The 13,481-nt window shown below is 55.2% G+C and carries 21 protein-coding genes; 11 read left to right on the plus strand and 10 right to left on the minus strand.

The annotated features are described in order from the left end of the window. Nucleotides 1-39 precede the first annotated feature (39 nt). Entirely contained in the window at nt 40-1,770 is a 1,731-nt protein-coding gene (locus CFT65_RS06795; RefSeq protein WP_088827207.1) for a mechanosensitive ion channel family protein, read from the plus strand. A 146-nt stretch (nt 1,771-1,916) separates the two neighbouring features. On the opposite strand, the gene CFT65_RS06800 is transcribed toward CFT65_RS06795, so the two are convergent. Continuing rightward, nucleotides 1,917-2,819 carry a substrate-binding periplasmic protein gene (locus CFT65_RS06800; protein ID WP_141103804.1) on the minus strand — a complete coding sequence of 301 codons (903 nt, stop codon included), beginning with the start codon at nt 2,817-2,819 and terminating at the stop codon, nt 1,917-1,919. Nucleotides 2,820-3,089: 270 nt separating this feature from the next. Here CFT65_RS06800 and CFT65_RS06805 point away from each other — a divergent pair, with 270 nt between their 5' ends. After that, nucleotides 3,090-3,497, plus strand: a complete 408-nt coding sequence (locus CFT65_RS06805; RefSeq protein WP_172408431.1) for a glucosaminidase domain-containing protein — start codon at nt 3,090-3,092, stop codon at nt 3,495-3,497. 100 nt (nt 3,498-3,597) lie between these two features. Here the strand turns inward: CFT65_RS06805 and CFT65_RS06810 are convergent, their stop codons facing one another. Together CFT65_RS06810 and CFT65_RS06815 are read right to left on the minus strand one after the other, a co-directional pair. After that, on the minus strand, nt 3,598-4,047 hold the full coding sequence (locus CFT65_RS06810; protein ID WP_088827210.1) for an MgtC/SapB family protein: 450 nt from the start codon (nt 4,045-4,047) through the stop codon (nt 3,598-3,600). Nucleotides 4,048-4,099: 52 nt separating this feature from the next. After that, a complete protein-coding gene (locus CFT65_RS06815; RefSeq protein WP_088827211.1) occupies nt 4,100-4,276 on the minus strand; it encodes a DUF1328 domain-containing protein in 177 nt (58 codons plus the stop codon). Between the two features lie 231 nt (nt 4,277-4,507). On the opposite strand from CFT65_RS06815, the gene CFT65_RS06820 reads away from it, so the two are divergent. Continuing rightward, entirely contained in the window at nt 4,508-5,497 is a 990-nt protein-coding gene (locus CFT65_RS06820; protein WP_088827212.1) for an aldo/keto reductase, read from the plus strand. An 11-nt stretch (nt 5,498-5,508) separates the two neighbouring features. On the opposite strand, the gene CFT65_RS06825 is transcribed toward CFT65_RS06820, so the two are convergent. Together CFT65_RS06825 and CFT65_RS06830 are read right to left on the minus strand one after the other, a co-directional pair. After that, on the minus strand, nt 5,509-6,534 hold the full coding sequence (locus tag CFT65_RS06825; RefSeq protein WP_088827213.1) for an MBL fold metallo-hydrolase: 1,026 nt from the start codon (nt 6,532-6,534) through the stop codon (nt 5,509-5,511). Then, the gene (locus CFT65_RS06830; protein ID WP_088827214.1) at nt 6,524-7,123 is read right to left on the minus strand and encodes an NUDIX hydrolase; all 600 of its coding nucleotides are present in this window, start codon (nt 7,121-7,123) and stop codon (nt 6,524-6,526) included. The genes CFT65_RS06825 and CFT65_RS06830 overlap by 11 nt, the downstream gene beginning before the upstream one ends. Nucleotides 7,124-7,206: 83 nt before the next feature. On the opposite strand from CFT65_RS06830, the gene CFT65_RS06835 reads away from it, so the two are divergent. From CFT65_RS06835 to CFT65_RS06850, 4 genes are all read left to right on the plus strand, one after another. Next, entirely contained in the window at nt 7,207-7,509 is a 303-nt protein-coding gene (locus CFT65_RS06835) for a hypothetical protein (protein ID WP_088556508.1), read from the plus strand. A 50-nt stretch (nt 7,510-7,559) separates the two neighbouring features. Further along, entirely contained in the window at nt 7,560-8,024 is a 465-nt protein-coding gene (locus CFT65_RS06840; protein WP_088827215.1) for an AtaL-like protein, read from the plus strand. A 57-nt stretch (nt 8,025-8,081) separates the two neighbouring features. Beyond that, entirely contained in the window at nt 8,082-8,939 is an 858-nt protein-coding gene (locus tag CFT65_RS06845; protein WP_088827216.1) for an ion transporter, read from the plus strand. A gap of 209 nt (nt 8,940-9,148) precedes the next feature. After that, entirely contained in the window at nt 9,149-10,177 is a 1,029-nt protein-coding gene (locus CFT65_RS06850) for a class I SAM-dependent methyltransferase (protein WP_088827217.1), read from the plus strand. Nucleotides 10,178-10,240: 63 nt separating this feature from the next. Here CFT65_RS06850 and CFT65_RS06855 read toward each other — a convergent pair whose 3' ends face one another. Continuing rightward, nucleotides 10,241-10,531 (minus strand): DUF3175 domain-containing protein, encoded by a 291-nt coding sequence (locus tag CFT65_RS06855; RefSeq protein ID WP_088827218.1) that lies wholly within the window; start codon nt 10,529-10,531, stop codon nt 10,241-10,243. Between the two features lie 121 nt (nt 10,532-10,652). Here CFT65_RS06855 and CFT65_RS06860 point away from each other — a divergent pair, with 121 nt between their 5' ends. Next, nucleotides 10,653-11,087, plus strand: a complete 435-nt coding sequence (locus CFT65_RS06860; RefSeq protein ID WP_088827219.1) for an SRPBCC family protein — start codon at nt 10,653-10,655, stop codon at nt 11,085-11,087. An 83-nt stretch (nt 11,088-11,170) separates the two neighbouring features. On the opposite strand, the gene CFT65_RS06865 is transcribed toward CFT65_RS06860, so the two are convergent. The 3 genes from CFT65_RS06865 to CFT65_RS06875 all read right to left on the minus strand — a co-directional run bounded on the left by CFT65_RS06865 (nt 11,171) and on the right by CFT65_RS06875 (nt 12,156). Beyond that, nucleotides 11,171-11,623 (minus strand): MgtC/SapB family protein, encoded by a 453-nt coding sequence (locus tag CFT65_RS06865; RefSeq protein WP_088827220.1) that lies wholly within the window; start codon nt 11,621-11,623, stop codon nt 11,171-11,173. Between the two features lie 51 nt (nt 11,624-11,674). Beyond that, a complete protein-coding gene (locus CFT65_RS06870; RefSeq protein WP_088827221.1) occupies nt 11,675-11,851 on the minus strand; it encodes a DUF1328 domain-containing protein in 177 nt (58 codons plus the stop codon). Between the two features lie 101 nt (nt 11,852-11,952). Further along, nucleotides 11,953-12,156, minus strand: coding sequence for a hypothetical protein (locus tag CFT65_RS06875; protein ID WP_088827222.1), 204 nt, complete (start codon nt 12,154-12,156; stop codon nt 11,953-11,955). Between the two features lie 165 nt (nt 12,157-12,321). Between CFT65_RS06875 and CFT65_RS19005 the strand changes: the two genes are divergently transcribed. Beyond that, nucleotides 12,322-12,480 carry a hypothetical protein gene (locus CFT65_RS19005; RefSeq protein ID WP_172408432.1) on the plus strand — a complete coding sequence of 53 codons (159 nt, stop codon included), beginning with the start codon at nt 12,322-12,324 and terminating at the stop codon, nt 12,478-12,480. Between the two features lie 8 nt (nt 12,481-12,488). On the opposite strand, the gene CFT65_RS06880 is transcribed toward CFT65_RS19005, so the two are convergent. After that, nucleotides 12,489-12,674, minus strand: coding sequence for a hypothetical protein (locus CFT65_RS06880; RefSeq protein ID WP_088827223.1), 186 nt, complete (start codon nt 12,672-12,674; stop codon nt 12,489-12,491). A gap of 291 nt (nt 12,675-12,965) precedes the next feature. Between CFT65_RS06880 and CFT65_RS19210 the strand changes: the two genes are divergently transcribed. Beyond that, complete coding sequence (locus CFT65_RS19210) at nt 12,966-13,268, plus strand: hypothetical protein (RefSeq protein WP_228705794.1); 303 nt, start codon at nt 12,966-12,968, stop codon at nt 13,266-13,268. After that, nucleotides 13,249-13,476 carry a mechanosensitive ion channel family protein gene (locus tag CFT65_RS19215; RefSeq protein WP_267283774.1) on the plus strand — a complete coding sequence of 76 codons (228 nt, stop codon included), beginning with the start codon at nt 13,249-13,251 and terminating at the stop codon, nt 13,474-13,476. Before CFT65_RS19210 ends, CFT65_RS19215 begins: the two co-directional genes overlap by 20 nt. Nucleotides 13,477-13,481 lie beyond the last annotated feature (5 nt).

Below are 13,481 nucleotides of genomic sequence, written 5' to 3' on the forward strand. Positions count from 1 at the left end.
TAGTAATAAAGGGAAAACAACACTACCGGCAAGGCGCAGATGAAAAGACATGCGATAAGGGGGCTGTTGGTTCTCGTTCTCATGGTTTCCAGCCTGTGTTTGGCACAGACTCAGGAACGTGATCAGCTTCGGTGGTTCACCGTCGATTCGTTGAATACCGGGCTTGACGCCCCCCCTGATGTGGTCAAGCGGCTCACCCCACGCGATTCTGTCCGCAGCTTTCTCGAGCTCACAAAACAACAGGACTTCGGGGCGGCGGCGCACCTGCTTAATCTTTCCGAGTTGCCTCCTGCAGAGCAACGAAAGGAGGGAAGCGAGTTAGCCAGGCAGCTGGCGGAAATTCTCAGACGTGGCGAGTGGATCGATGCATCCAACTTGTCCGGACGGCAGGATGCCGCCATTGTAGATCCGGCTGGGCAGAATCCCCGGGCAGGGCAACCAAGACGCAACCTTGAGCTCGCATCGCTGAGTGCAAACGGGGAATCCTATGATATTCGTCTGGCCCGGTATCGGGTGGACGAGGAGGATCCTGTATGGTTGATCACGCCGGACAGTTTGTCTCCAGTCCCTCTGCTTTATAAAGAATTCGGTCCCTCCTGGCTGGAAGAGCATGTACCGCAACGTTTCAAATCAACGTTCGGCATGCTCCAGATCTGGGAGTGGATTATCATCCCGATTTTCCTGGTGGGGACGGCGTTGGTGGGGTGGCTCGTCCATGTTCTGGTTGGACTGGCGGCACGATGGTTACCTTCCGGCTTACTCAGCATCTTCGCTGGCCAGGTCAGAGTGCCCATGGCGTTCGTCGTCATGACGCTCGTGGCCCAGATCCTGCTCAATTCCGTGGTGTCCTTCTCGGCCGTCGCAACGACGTCTTTCCGCATACTGATGATCACCATCCTGGCCTGGAGCATCGGTGTGATCGCGCTGCGTTTCGTGGACGTCATCATGCTGAAGATGAAGCGACGTCTGGTAGGAGAAATCGATGACACCAAACCCCGGGATGAACGCAAGTTCTTGACGTCGCTCTATGCGCTTCGTCGAGGCATCATCTTGGTCACGGTTGTTGCTGTCACTATCTACGTGCTGTCGCAGATCACGCTCTTCGAGACGCTGGGCATGACCCTCCTGGCATCGGCCAGTATTCTGACGGTGCTGTTGGGTATTGCCGGTCAGGCAGTGCTCGGCAACATCCTCTCCTCGTTTCAAGTGTCGCTCGCCAAGCCTATACGGATTGGAGACCTGATCCTCTTCGAGGATCAATGGTGCTATGTAGAGGGCATCTTTTATACGTTCATTCGTTTGAGAACCTGGGATGAACGCCGTTTGGTCGTACCGGTCCAGTACTTCACCTCCAAGCCTTTCGAGAACCTGTCGGTCAAGAGTGCCAAGATGTACCGAATGATAGAGCTGGAGCTTCATCTGAATGCCGACATCGAGTGCCTGAGGGAGAAGTTCAAGGAGTTCGCCGAGGCAGAAAAAAGCGTCATTGAGCACCACAAGCTCTCGTGCTTTGTCACTGCGCAGACCGAGGCGGCCCAGAGAGTCACTTTCTACCTAATGACCTCCGAACCTTTTGCCGGCTGGGAGGCAGAAATGAATGTCCGTGAGAAGTTGCTGGGCTTCATCCGCGACAACCACCCTGAATGGTGGCCGAGGCAGCTGGTTGTCACCAGCAACCATGACATCGCGGGCAGCGAACGCCCAACTACCCGTTCTGCCGCCCCGCCGGCGACCGGCGCAGGCCGCCCTGACGCAGGAGACTCAACCTGATGAAACGCCCTGTATCGGCGGCCGCTAAAAAGGCTTGAAAAAGCGTGAACTCAGACCTTGGCCAGAGCCCGAACGGAGGAACGACGCCTGCCCCACGCACCGAGGGAGATATCGAGGCCGCTCTGTCCGACTGAACCTATGGCGAGTTAATGCCTATGCCCAAAATGTTCCGGTAATGGGAGTTCGCCGCCGCCGTTCACATGCTCCAGGTAGCGCTCGGTCAGCTCCCGGATTTGTCCGTTCTGTTCCATTTCCTCGAAGGTTCGGTTGAACGTTTCGATCAATGTTGTGGCGAAAGGGTGGGTCTTGGGAACCATTGCATGCAGAGATGATTTTTCCAGTGCAAAAGGCAGAGCGCGAAAAGTGCCCGCAGCCATTTTGTGGTTATGATCCATATATTCGGCCACGTACTCGTTCGTTTTTATGAAATCAATGCGACCGGCGCTCAGCATACTGAAACAGTTTTCGAGCCTTGCTGGCGCAAACCGGGTGATGTGGTTCGCGCCCCGCTCCTCGGAAAGCGCATCGCCATCTGCGAAACCGAGGGGGTTGCAGTACGTGAGGCCCTTAAGCTCCTCCAGTGATTGGGCTTTAACACTGCCCTCCCGACGGACATAGATATGTGCGTGAACTTCGAATATGGGGCGCGAGAAAAGAAAAAGTTGCTGTCGCGCCTCGGTGAGTACATAGGGTAGGAGAACATCGTATTGGCCTTGCAGAGCTTCGAGATAAGCCCGTTTCCAAGGGCGTAACTCGGTGGTTACAGCTTTGTTGGCGGACGCAAAAACGGCTTGGACAACAAAGGGGGCAAGTCCGTTCAAAGGCAACCGCCCATCCGAAAAGGGCGGGTAATCGGGCCCACTTACAAGATTGATCGTCTTTGTAACGCCGCCGTGTTCTTGCTGGTTGGCCGCACCAGCTATCACAGGAATAAGCAGTAGGAGCATTGCCGTTAACGGTAAGCTTGCCAAACGCCGCTGTGTCATCGTGTCTATTCCAGAAACGAAAGGAATATTCTTCAGTGTGAGCCATACTATGGCCTCTTTCAATTACGCTGCTTCGGTTTGCCCAGTTTGCCAATGGTGTAAAGCATGCTTTTGGTGGCGAACGGGCGATCTCGACATAATCGTTAGAGTGCGAATATCTAGGCAGCGCATGTGCTGGATTGAGTTAGTACTGATCCAATATGATTGCATCGAAGAGCGCCAGAAGGCCTTCTTCAACTACTTTCTTCTTTCCTCTTGTGAGAGACCGCAATAGCGAAATTCTTGCAACCAGAAAGAGGCTGGAGGCCTGGCGGGATGATGCGGCGTGTTGACGTGATCCCCCCCCCCCCCTCGCTTGCGCTTGCTCAGGCGGCCAACGAAAGTGCCTGGGGTACCTCCGGTTTTGCCCGGGAAGGTAATAATTTTTTCGGGCAATGGTGCTTTGAAAAAGGCTGCGGACTCGTACCGGGAGAACGTCCTGCGGGTAGGGATTATGAGGTTGAGGTGTTTGCTTCAGCAGAGGAGTCCCTGCACGCCTACATGCGAAACCTCAACCGACACGACGCCTACTCGAAATTGCGCAGCATTCGTGAAGATCTGCGGAACAAGGGTGAAACTGTGACGGGAGAAGCGCTGGCCCAGGGCCTTGGCGATTACTCGGCGCAAGGAGACGAACACGTAAGCCTTGTACTCACGTTGATCAGTAACAATAACCTTACCCGATACGACGGCAGTGACTGACTGTCGCAGGGGGTGAGCGATTAGTAGGTTTCGCATTCACGTTGAATGGGGGCTCGAAAGGAATATCGAGACCGCCTTTGAGGCCCTTTCGGTCAGCTCATTACTCGATCACGTCCCGTTCAAACCGGCCGAGCACGACAACAATGATGAGCGCCAGTACAGTCACCATGCTTGCGAGAATCAAAGTGCCGAGACCGCAGGCAACGCCGATTGCTCCGGAAATCCAGATGGAGGCGCCGGTTGTAATGCCCTGGACGCTGCCGCGGCTTTGAATAATGCAGCCGGCGCCAAGAAAACCAATACCGCCAATAACACCCTCAACGATACGGGAGGGGTCGATCCGGGCGGAGGGGTCACCTTCCGCAGTTGTCATCAGGATGTGAAGGCCGATCAGAATGAATGCAGATGCGCCCACCGAAACCAGCATGTGGGAACGGAGCCCCGCGGGTTTTCCGCGCAGCTCCCTTTCAAGCCCCAGCAACATTGCCAGCCCGGCAGCCATGACCAGGCGGACGAGGATGTCCACCGGTGGGATTTCGCTTTCGAACATCTCCGATCTCCTACCGATCGATCTCGCTTGACAATAGCGGCCTGCCTCCCCCCTAAACTTTCGGTCCCTTACCTCGGAGGGCGTTAGCAACCAGTGAAATAACCAGTAACACGATGAAGATGAAAAATAGTATCTTCGCAATGCCGGCGGCTGTTCCAGCGATACCCCCAAAACCAAGAACACCCGCAATGACTGCAACGATGAGACAAACAATCGTCCAATACAGCATTTCCTGTCCTCCTTTTCATAGCTGTTCTCGAAGCGTGGCGCCGAATTCTGGTATGCGCAACATTCAGACGTATTTGTGAAGGCACGGTAACCTGGCATACATATACTTCCACAGATCAGGTTTCCTGGTTGCCAGGGTTGAATTTACAGGCTTTCCCCCGCATTTCTACGGTATAGCTCATCCGTACTGCCGTCGTTAATTCGAATGGCTTTAGAGGAAATGGGAGGGAGAATGGACAAGCGAACATTCGGCAACACTGACATTCAGGTAACGCCGGTTGGGCTCGGCACTTGGGCCATTGGCGGCTGGATGTGGGGCGGAACCGACGAAGCCCAATCCATAGATACCATCCACAGGGCCATTGATAAAGGCATTGGACTGATCGACACCGCCCCGGTTTATGGTTTCGGGCGTTCCGAAGAGATTGTGGGCAAGGGCCTCGCCGATGGTCGGCGGGATCAGGTGGCTCTGGCCACCAAGGTGGCCCTGAACTGGAACGATGATCACGACAAAGTTTGGCGGGATGCCACTGCCTCGCGCATTGAGCGGGAGGTCGAAGATTCCCTGAAACGCCTTCAGACCGACCGGATCGATATTTATCAGGTCCACTGGCCCGATCCGAAGACGCCCATGGACGAAACGGCGCGGGCGTTGGAAAAGCTGTACCAGGCGGGAAAAATCCGCGCCATTGGCGTCAGTAACTTTACGCCGTCCCAGATGGATGAGCTGCAAAAGAGCGTGCCCCTGCACAGTTTGCAGCCCCCGTATAACCTGTTTGAGCGAGATATCGAACAGGCAATCCTTCCGTACTGCCGGGAAAACGGCATTGCCACCATCACCTACGGCGGTCTTTGTCGCGGTTTGCTGACCGGCAAGATGCGAGAAGACACCGAGTTCAAAGGCGACGACCTGCGTAAGAACGATCCCAAGTTCCAGGGTGACCGCTATCGGCAGTATCTGAATGCCGTGGCCGAACTGGATGCGTTCGCCCGAGAGCGGTACCAGAAAAATGTACTGGCCCTGGCCCTTCGCTGGCTGGTGGATCAACCCGGTGTCACAACAGCCCTGTGGGGCGCGAGAAGACCGGAACAGCTGGACCCCGTTGACGAAATCGACGGCTGGTCTCTCGACAAGGATGCTATGGCCGAAATCGATGGCATTCTGGATCGGTGCATTACTGATCCCGTAGGACCCGAGTTCATGGCGCCGCCGACTCGGTAATTCTCGGCAGGTTACTGGGGTATTTCTGAATCCGGGTCGCCACTGGTCCGTGGCGACCACAGTTCCCCATGCTGCATCACCCGAAAGTCCGTTTCGTTCAGCCCTTGCTTCTCCAGGGCGGCCCGCAACCGCCGTGGCGGCTCGTCCATGGGTTCGTCGGTGAGCACGAACGTGCCCCAGTGCATCGCCACTGACTGTCGGGCACCGATATCCTGATGAATCCCGACCGCCTCTTCCGGAGCCACGTGCACCGGGGCCATGAACCAGCGCGGGTCGTAGGCGCCGATGGGTAGCAATGCCAGATCAATGGGCGAGAACAGTTCGCCGATTTTCCGGAATATTCCCCCAAAACCCGTATCGCCGGCGAAATAAAGCCGGAAACCATCGATCTCCAGCAGCCAGCTGCACCAGAGTGAGGTGTTGGTATCCGCTGGGGTTCGGCCGCTGAAGTGCTGGGCCGGAAGGCAGAAAACTTCCTGGTTGCCAGACAGAGAACCGGATTGCCACCAGTCCAGTTCCATGAGGTTGTGTATGTCCCGTTTCTCGAACCAGCGCCTTAGCCCTTCGGGAATGCAGAAGCGCAGGCTATCTCCGAAGCGCCGGTGTAACTGGCGCACGGTTTTTTCATCAAGGTGGTCGTAGTGGTTGTGGGAAATCAGCACCAGGTGAATCGGCGGCATGTCTGCTACCGTCAAAGCCGGCGGTGTGTAACGCTTCGGCCCAACCAGTTGAAAAGGGCTGGCGCGTTCCGACAGTACCGGGTCGGTGAGCACGTTCAGGCCACGATACTGAAACAGGAACGAGGCATGCCCCAGCCAGACCAGTTGTGGCTCTTCCGGGGGATTCACCAGCGAACCCGCGTCCGGGCGCAGGAGGGTAAAGCGTTTTCCCTTCGGGAAGTTGCGGCCCGAGGCCAGTTGCCAGCGCAGGAAATCCCCAATGCCATGTCGGGGCACGGCCTCCAGGTTGCGATACCTGCCCCGGTAGAAATGCGGTTCCGCAGCGAGAGCGGCAAGGCGGTCACGGTTAACTGTCATGGATCGGACTCTCATTATTGTCAGAGGCCAATGCCAGCAACTCCTGCAACATGCTGTAGGTCAGCCCCCAGATACAGGAATCCTGGTAGTGGCAACAAGGCATGTTGAGGGTTCCAAGGCGCGTGCGCCAGCGAAGCTGGCTCTGGTTCTCGCCGGCAGCGAGGTAGTCCAGTGGCACCCATACCACACGCTCGACTTCATGATTCGGTGATACCGACTTTGATCCTCGCCATTCGAACACATAGGGAGTAACCACCATCGGGCGCCAGCGGCTGTGATGGCGGGTGAGCAGGTCCGATAGTCGGATCTGAAAGCGGCCGTGGCGCCTCAGGTCCATGCCGGTTTCTTCCAATGTTTCCCGCTCGGCGGCAGCCCGGGCAGACGCGTCTTCGGGTTGCAGGCGGCCGCCCGGGAAGGCCATGTCGCCGGACCAGGGATCACCCTCTCTGCGGGCCCGCTGGATAAAGAGCAACTCCTTGCCGCCGTTTTCTGATGTTCGGAAGATAAGGGCGACGGAAGCTCGGGCGAATCGGCGCCGAAACGGTATTTTGTGAGGGCGCAGATGGCTTACCCAGGATTTCGAGCTCACGAAAGTCTATCCTCTGGTAGTTGAGGGTTGTAGTTAAACACATCCTTCACAGGCTAGACCCTATATTGAGATGGGAGAGTGTAATGCAGTTTGTGATCGGTGGGATTTTTGTGCTTATCGTCGCGTTTCTGGTCTGGCGAAGTAAAAACAATACCGACCCTGTAGATCAGGCCTGTGCTTCGGAAATAGGCGCACTGTTCAAATCAAACCGGGATCCCGCGCCTCAGGCCATAGCCGATATTTTTGTGAAACATCACATTCCCCGTTCGCAATGCCCGAGGGTAGGGCGAATGGTGATCGCGCAACTGAACAAAAACGGGCTGGAACCAGACGATTCAAGGATCGCTATGATTAAGGTCCGGGAAGCTTATACGCGGGTTCCGTAGTAGCCAAAGGGCTGGCACAGTGTTGTTTAAAGCACCCGACAGGAGGCCAGATGACCTTCGAGCATATTGTTCAGATAAACGACCTGACCAAGCCAGAGCTACCGGTTCTGACCCGATTCCAGGTGTGGGAGGGGCTGGTGCTCAGGGCCCGACGCCCGGACAAGTTCCTCGTTGGTGTTGATGATTACGAGATTCTGGATCAGGGCCCGGCTTACCTGAAGCGTAGCCTTCAACTGCCGGGGCTGCAGGTGGTGGATGAAGTCACTTTCTGGCACGAGGCGAGGATAGAGTATCGGACTCAGCCAACGGCCACCCTTCCGGCCGCAACGCTTGTTATGGATATCGAGGAGCCTGAGCCGGCATCGCTGTTTGTCCGCTTCCGGTATGAAACTGCGAGCATCGAGAACCGCGGTGATTCAATGCCCTATGACCAGTACCTTGAACAAGCCTATGTCGCCACAGATATTGAGACGGTTCAGATCATTCGGCAGCTGGCGGACACGGGGGTGTTCTGATATCCGGTCCCTGGAAAAATTGGACAGGTTTGAATTGCGTAAAGAGGGAGAACTTGGTTGGCGACTATAAAACCCGGTGACCTGGGGATCAAAACCCGCCTGTTTCAGGTAATTTTTGAGTCAGATACCCGACTGGGCAAGGGTTTTGATATTTTTTTGGCGTTGCTGATATTCCTCAGTGTCGGGATCATTCTCCTGGACAGCGTGCCGGAATACCACGCTCGCTTCGGCAACCTCTTCTATGCGTTGGAATGGGGCATAACACTTCTGTTCACCCTTGAGTTGGCCCTGCGCATTTATTGCCTCGAGAAACCAAAGCTTTATCTCAAAAGTTTTTACGGCGTTATCGACGTTCTCGCTGTCTTGCCCACCTGGCTGGCGTTACTGTTTCCGGGCGCGCAGACTCTCGTGGTTGTGCGTCTTCTGCGGACCCTGCGTCTGTTCCGGGTGCTGGAAATGATGACGGTAGTGGGCGAGGGTCGCCTGCTTATGGATGCCCTGATTCGTAGCCGGCACCAGATCCTGCTTTTTCTGTTTACAGTGCTGATGCTGGTGACCATTTTCTCTTCTTTGCTTTATCTCATTGAGCCAGCCGAGGCGGGCTTCAGCAGCATACCCAAATCCATCTATTGGGGAATCGTGACACTGACGACAGTGGGGTATGGCGACATAACGCCGGTGACTGCCTGGGGACAGTTCATTTCCATGATGATCATGTTGACGGGCTACTCGATTATCGCGCTTCCCGTTGGCGTTTTTTCCGCGGAAGTGATTCGAGCCCTGCGTGCGGAACGCTACTCCGATGAGGCTTGCCCGGGATGTGGCAAACATCGACATGAAAAGGATGCGAGGTATTGTAAATACTGTGGCACCTGGCTCAATGAAGAGACACCCGACCCGGGTAGCTCCGGTTGATGTTTCCCGACCCAGATTGGAAAAGTCGGCGCCGCTCTATTGCGACGCATCAGGCTCGAACAATAGCTTGATATAATTTCGCAGCAGCATAAGTTGGTTGGGCAGAAGGGCCCGCTCGCCGGTTGCCCGGCCCAGAACTAGGCCGCCCTCAATGACCGTTGATACCATGTCAGCCAGCGCATCCGGGTCGACCTCGTCGCGGCGATCGCATGGTGGATACACTGAACTCGGGCGCATTGGCCCTGATGCTCTCGGTTGGCCACCGAACCGGTCTGTTTGACATTATGGCGGAGCTGCCAGCGGTAACCAGTACCGAGATTGCCGAGAAGGCCGGGCTCGAAGAGCGATACGTCAGGGAATGGCTCGGAGCGATGACCGTCGGCAACATTGTTGAGAACGATCCGGCGAGAAAAACCTACTTCTTGCCGAGGGAACACGCTGACAACCTGTGTCGGAAGTCACCGACAGATAACATAGCCGTGTTCGCTCAGTACATTCCGCTGCTTGGTTCCGTGGAGGAAGACATTGTTCACTGCTTTCGCAACGGAGGCGGGGTGCCCTATGAGCGTTTCGAACGCTTCCACGAGGTGATGGCCGAAGACAGTGGTCAGTCTGTTGTTGCTGCCCTGGAAACGGACATCCTGCCGCTCGTACCGGGCCTTATTGAGCGCCTGGAAAACGGCATTCAAGTTCTTGACGTCGGTTGTGGCAGGGGACGGGCACTGAACAAGCTGGCCAGGCTCTACCCGAACAGCCAGTTTACCGGGTACGACATATCCGAAGATGCCGTTCGTTATGCCAGGCAGGAGGCCAGGGCGCTCGGGAACGACAACACAACTTTCCAGGTATTTGACGTCAGTGATCTTGAGCACAGTGAACGGCCCGGCCCTTTCCACCTGATCACTACCTTTGATGCCGTGCACGACCAGGGGGACCCTCTTGCCGTGCTGCGGGGTATCCGCAAGGCGCTCGCAGATGACGGTGTTTACCTGGCTCAGGACATCAAAGGGTCAAGCCATCATCACAGTGACCGGGAGTACCCGATAGGCCCGTTGCTTTACACCATTTCCTGCATGCACTGCATGACGGTTTCCTTGGCGCAAGACGGCGAGGGACTGGGAGCCATGTGGGGAAGGGAGAAAGCCCTGGAGTACTTTCATGCGGCAGGTTTCCGGCACATCGACGTTCATGAACTGGAACATGATTTTCAGAATTACTGGTATGTATGCTGTCCCTGAGACAACCGGAGCAGAGAAAGCGTGAGGTAGATGCGCCTCGGCTTTTACATAATCAGGTTTCCTTCACGGATTTTTACGAGCCTTGCCAAACAGGGCTCGCAACTCATCCTTGGCGCCCTCCAGCCGGTCTTTTTGCTCCTCCGGGAGCTGTTTGCCCGCCCGGTTGATGTAGAACGTCAGCATGGACATGGCGGATCGGTATGGGTCCGATTTGCGCCGGGTACTCTCTTCAGCGGATTTTTTCAGTGACAGGGCGATTTCTCTGGGATCGTCGAGGGAAAATACGCCATGCTCCAGCTTCAAGGCATCGCTGGATTCCGTCACTTTCTGTGACCAGCTTTCGGATCTAGCCATGCTCCACCTCCCGTAGTTTCTCAGGCTGCCTCGAAACCGTATCAAAAATTCGAGGAAAACCCATTCATTTGAAGAAGCGTAAGCGTATGTTGTCTGTCAGACCAGATTTTAAGGAGTAGCTATGTTTCGGATTCACGTTGAACAGATTATTGGCAAGGACATCGAGACAGTCTTTGAGGCCATCTCCGACCACGCTCGCTATGATCGGTTTCCAGGGGTTGGCAAGTCTCTACTGATCGAGGAAGGTAGAGACGAGAAAAATGGCACTGGCGCCCTTCGGATTATCGGAGCCGGCCGGCTTGAGCTGACCGAGCGCATTACTAAGTTTGAACGGCCAAACAGGATGCACTATCGCATCGAACAATCGAGCCCCTTCTCTGTCCAGCACACAAAGGGGGAAATTGTTTTAATGCCCGAGGGGGAACAGACCCGGGTGACCTGGATTTCAGAAGGGCACGTGCAGGTACCGCTGCTTGGCCGGGTAATGGACCGATTGGCTGAGCGCAGTTTCTCGAAAGCCTTCAGATCTCTGCTAAGGGCCATTGAGCGGCTTTAAGGCGCTCTACAACTCAGCCGAGATCGAAAAGGTGCTAGGTTGGGATCTGCCTGCTGCGGAGTGCATATTTCAGATCCGCGATCTCATTCCTCAATCACGTCCCGTTCGAATCGGCCAAGCACTACCACAATGATTAGTGCCAACACGGTTACCATGCTGGCAAGAACCAGAGTGCCCAGACCACAGGCGACCCCGATGGCTCCGGAAATCCAGATAGAGGCACCGGTGGTGATGCCCTGAACGCTGCCCCGGCCTTGAATAATGCAACCGGCACCGAGGAAACCGATCCCGCCGATCACACCTTCAACGATCCGCGAAGGATCGATACGTGCAGAGGGGTCGCCTTCTGCCGTTGTCATCAGGATGTGAAGGCCAATCAGAATGAATGCGGCAGCACCCACTGAAACAAGCATGTGAGAGCGCAACCCTGCGGGTTTGCCGCGCAGTTCCCGCTCAAGCCCCAGAAGTAGTGCCAGTCCTGCAGCCATCAACAGACGGACGAAAATGTCCATTGCCGGGATTTCGCTCTCGAACATGCTTGATCTCCTGCGGACAATCCAACTCAGTGTTCGCGGCCCGGTCAGCCGCTAGACTTTTGGTCCTTTGCCGCGAAAGACGTTCACAACCAGTGACACGACCAGCAGTGCCAGGAAGATGAAGAACAGGATCTTCGCAAAGCCGGCGGCCGTTCCTGCGATACCTCCAAAACCCAGAACGCCGGCAATGATCGCAATTACCAGACAGACGATAGCCCAATAGAGCATTTCCTATCCTCCTTTTTAGAGCCGTCTTTAAAACATGGCACGCGGATGCTTTATGCGCAAATTTCAGACGTGCTTGTGAAAGGATAGTAACGGGGCATCCATTAGAGCTCGACAAACCGCGGCACAACCATGAGCCCGACACCCACTGCCAGCATTTCCCAGGCGCTGCTGGCCAGGTACGGATACAAGATCAGGGCAATACCGCAGTATCGCGTGACGATGGTTTTCCTGCGCCGACCATACATGAAATATCCGAAACCGATGCAGCCGAACAGCAGTGCCAGGAAGATGTCAGCGGTTTCCATGCGATGAAGGCCTCCGTTGCGTTTGCTCGCAAAGACCTATGGTAGCTCAGGCCGAACTGATGCAGGGGAGGTACATGATCTCCAGGGAGCGAACAATTTTTAGCCACTTCAGGTATAATGGCCGGCCAATGATGTTAATCAAGCCATCCTGACCTGGATACTACTATGAGCAAGAAACCCGAGAAAGTAACCCTGACGTCTGCCGCGATTGAAGAACAAACCGCCGCCTTTTTGAAAGCGGGCGGATCTGTTGAATATGTCGGCAAGGGCAAAAGCGGACAAGTTGCCACCACGGGTTCAAAGCAGATCAGCCTGAAAAAGTAACGTCTATCTCAGTGGCGAGGATTGCTCTGTTCGGGAGAAGACTCGTCATCTGAGGCGTTATCATTCGATGTGAGGTAGTAATCTTTCTCATCGAAAGTCTTTACATCAGGATCTTCAACGTAGTTTTTGCGTTTGCCCCGATATAGCCAGACGGCGATGATCGAGACAATAATCGCGAGTACAATCCACTTCATCTACATTTCCTCCGCAAGGTCATCGTTCTTATATTGAGGACCTTCCAGAGTGATCCGTCAATGTTAGTTGCACAGACGCTACACCCTGGGCCTACCGGCAGACCTGCACACTATCGCCCAGCGCCAGCTCGCAATGGTCTTGAGAGGTTTGGAAGGCCATTTGAGCAAAATGCCATTCGCGCCTTTACTTGATGTATGGACAGCAAAGGTGTCGTACAGATGATGGTGGAATCATTCGGTGCAGATTTGATTGAGCAGCTCCGTTGAAATCTTGGCGATGCCTTTCAGGCAGTGTCAGGCGAGAATCTCGACTGGGGTGCGCTGGTGGTTATTATTGCGCAGTTCGGGGTTTCGCCTGAGGTTCTCAAGGTCATGGCGAGGGCAGGTTTCATGGTGCTCGGTTTCTATGTCGTCTGGGTAGTTTTCCGGCGGCTGATCAAGGACGGCACTTCACGCTATCGAATGGATCCTTCCATCCGGCAACTGGTCCAGAATCTGTTTGCGGTTATCGCCGGTCTGGGCATCGTCGGTATTGCCGTCGGTTTTGCAGGTCGCTGGTATGGAGCCCCGTGTTTTGCTCAAGAGCCTCGGTGATTCGTCGGTGAACCTTGAAGTCAAAGTGTGGATAACGCCCGACAATCTGGATGTGCGGCCCAGAATCATGGCCGATATTCTGGAGCAGATGAAAGAAGCGCTGGATGCAGCCGGTATAGAGATTCCCTTCCCTCATTTGCAGCTGTTCATTGACGATGCAAAGGGACTTAAGCCGGTTCTCGAACCCCTCTACAGCAGGCGGGGATAAAACTG

This window comes from Marinobacter sp. es.048 (genome assembly GCF_900188435.1).
Taxonomy (GTDB): domain Bacteria; phylum Pseudomonadota; class Gammaproteobacteria; order Pseudomonadales; family Oleiphilaceae; genus Marinobacter.

Excerpts from the sequence above, each read along its gene's own strand:
- CFT65_RS06795 (WP_088827207.1), top strand. The coding sequence starts at position 40 with ATGAAAAGACATGCGATAAGGGGGCTGTTGGTTCTCGTTCTCATGGTT.
- CFT65_RS06810 (WP_088827210.1), bottom strand. The coding sequence starts at position 4,047 with ATGTTCGAAAGCGAAATCCCACCGGTGGACATCCTCGTCCGCCTGGTC.
- CFT65_RS06815 (WP_088827211.1), bottom strand. The coding sequence starts at position 4,276 with ATGCTGTATTGGACGATTGTTTGTCTCATCGTTGCAGTCATTGCGGGT.
- CFT65_RS06820 (WP_088827212.1), top strand. The coding sequence starts at position 4,508 with ATGGACAAGCGAACATTCGGCAACACTGACATTCAGGTAACGCCGGTT.
- CFT65_RS06825 (WP_088827213.1), bottom strand. The coding sequence starts at position 6,534 with ATGACAGTTAACCGTGACCGCCTTGCCGCTCTCGCTGCGGAACCGCAT.
- CFT65_RS06835 (WP_088556508.1), top strand. The coding sequence starts at position 7,207 with ATGCAGTTTGTGATCGGTGGGATTTTTGTGCTTATCGTCGCGTTTCTG.
- CFT65_RS06840 (WP_088827215.1), top strand. The coding sequence starts at position 7,560 with ATGACCTTCGAGCATATTGTTCAGATAAACGACCTGACCAAGCCAGAG.
- CFT65_RS06850 (WP_088827217.1), top strand. The coding sequence starts at position 9,149 with ATGGTGGATACACTGAACTCGGGCGCATTGGCCCTGATGCTCTCGGTT.
- CFT65_RS06855 (WP_088827218.1), bottom strand. The coding sequence starts at position 10,531 with ATGGCTAGATCCGAAAGCTGGTCACAGAAAGTGACGGAATCCAGCGAT.
- CFT65_RS06860 (WP_088827219.1), top strand. The coding sequence starts at position 10,653 with ATGTTTCGGATTCACGTTGAACAGATTATTGGCAAGGACATCGAGACA.
- CFT65_RS06865 (WP_088827220.1), bottom strand. The coding sequence starts at position 11,623 with ATGTTCGAGAGCGAAATCCCGGCAATGGACATTTTCGTCCGTCTGTTG.
- CFT65_RS06870 (WP_088827221.1), bottom strand. The coding sequence starts at position 11,851 with ATGCTCTATTGGGCTATCGTCTGTCTGGTAATTGCGATCATTGCCGGC.
- CFT65_RS06875 (WP_088827222.1), bottom strand. The coding sequence starts at position 12,156 with ATGGAAACCGCTGACATCTTCCTGGCACTGCTGTTCGGCTGCATCGGT.
- CFT65_RS19005 (WP_172408432.1), top strand. The coding sequence starts at position 12,322 with ATGAGCAAGAAACCCGAGAAAGTAACCCTGACGTCTGCCGCGATTGAA.
- CFT65_RS06880 (WP_088827223.1), bottom strand. The coding sequence starts at position 12,674 with ATGAAGTGGATTGTACTCGCGATTATTGTCTCGATCATCGCCGTCTGG.